The organism is Pseudonocardia sp. SID8383, from assembly GCF_009864975.1.
Lineage (GTDB): Bacteria > Actinomycetota > Actinomycetes > Mycobacteriales > Pseudonocardiaceae > Pseudonocardia > Pseudonocardia alni.
This window is the reverse complement of record NZ_WWFY01001016.1, coordinates 1-349: the sequence shown is the minus strand read 5'-3', so window position 1 is coordinate 349 and position 349 is coordinate 1. Positions and strand designations below refer to the sequence as shown.

At 75.1% G+C, this 349-nt stretch carries 1 protein-coding gene; it reads left to right on the top strand.

The genetic code is table 11. From position 1 onward, the window contains the following. The coding region (locus tag GTW08_RS24285; protein ID WP_237454134.1) for a sensor histidine kinase at positions 1–349 on the top strand (349 nt) is incomplete at both ends.

Sequence of the window (349 nt, the reverse complement as noted above, 5' to 3'; positions counted from 1 at the left end):
GCTGCACGACGTACTGGGCCACCACGTCTCCCTGATCAACGTGCAGGCCGGGGTCGCGCTCTACCTGATGGACGACGACCCGGAGCAGGCCCGCAGCGCGCTCACCGAGATCAAGCGGGCCAGCCGCGACCTGCTGCGCGAGATGCGCTCCACCCTCGGCGTGCTGCGTGGGGTCGACGAGCAGGCCCCGCGGGCGCCCACCCCCGGCCTGGACCGGCTCGACGCGCTGCTCGACGAGGTGCGCGCCGCGGGGCTGCCGGTGCGCCGCGGCACCGGGGGGACCCCGCGACCGTTGCCGACCGGGGTCGACCTGGCGGCGTACCGGATCGTGCAGGAGTCGCTGACCAAC